1 pseudogene is annotated in these 1,101 nt (G+C 63.7%); it reads right to left on the reverse strand.

The features are described 5' to 3' along the window. Nucleotides 1-33: 33 nt before the first annotated feature. Nucleotides 34-981: pseudogene (locus Q9R30_RS19320) on the reverse strand (IS110 family transposase); the annotation flags it as partial. Between the last annotated feature and the right edge of the window lie 120 nt (nt 982-1,101).

Consider the following 1,101-nt stretch of genomic DNA (forward strand, 5'->3'; position numbering starts at 1 on the left):
CTGGTACTGGAATCTTGGATGCTCTCCTAAGTGTCAAGCGGCGTTTCGGTGTTGCCTGGTGTTCGGGACGATGTGCTGGTGGCCGGGGTTGAGGATGAAGTAGACCTCGCGGGCGAGGTATCGCTTCAGGCAGCGGATGATCACCATCTTGGAGTGCCCCTCGGCGGTCTTTTTCGCGACGTACGTCTGCGTTCTCGGGTCGAGTCTGATCCGGCTGATGACCGCGAGGTGCAGGGCGCGGTTGGCTTGGCGGTCGCCGCCGCGGTTGAGTCGGTGCCGTTGTGTCATTCCGGAGGACGCGGGTAGGGGTGAAGCGCCGCAGAGCATCGCGAATGCGGCTTCGGATTTCATCCGCTCGGGGTTGTCACCGGCCGTTACGAGGAACTGTCCAGCGACTTCGATGCCGATTCCGACGCGTTCGAGGAGTTGGGCTGCGAGGGCCTCGACGATGGGGTTGATGAGCTCGTCCAGGTCGGTTATCTCGTCGGTGAGTTCCAAGTAGCGGCGGGCCAGAGACTTCATCGAGACCCGGTAGGCGGTGACGGGGTCGGTCGCGTTCGATACGTCCGGCCGCCATGCAGCGAGGGTGCGGATGAGCTGCATCCGGGTCAGGTGGCGGACTTGGTCGCGAAGCACCTCCGGCGCGGAGACGATCGACATCCGAAGGAGTTGCAGGGCGCTGCGGCGCTCCCGGACCGCGTGGGCGCGGGTGATGCGCAGCACGCGCAGAGCTTCGACGGCGCCGTCCTTGCTTTTTGGGATGCTGGTGCGTCGGCCATGCAGTGCGGCGCGGGCTGCATTGATCGCGTCCAGATCGTCATCCTTGCCTTTACGGCGGCGGTCAGACCGGTCGGGCCGGTCGACCTCAAGGATCATGACACCGGCTTTGGCAAGGTGTCGGGTCAAGCCGGCACCGTAGGATCCGGTGCCCTCGACGCCGATCCGGGCCAGGTCACCGAACTCGCCGATCCAGGCGATCATTGCGATATGAGCCTGATGCTCCTATCGTGTGTCAAGCGGTAGCGAGCCAGTTCCTGTAGCGATGGGTGAGCTCGGGCAGTATCAGCGTCAAGTTTTCTGTGTAAGGGACCCGTCGGTTAA

Source organism: Arthrobacter sp. AB6 (assembly GCF_031844545.1).
Taxonomy (GTDB): domain Bacteria; phylum Actinomycetota; class Actinomycetes; order Actinomycetales; family Micrococcaceae; genus Arthrobacter.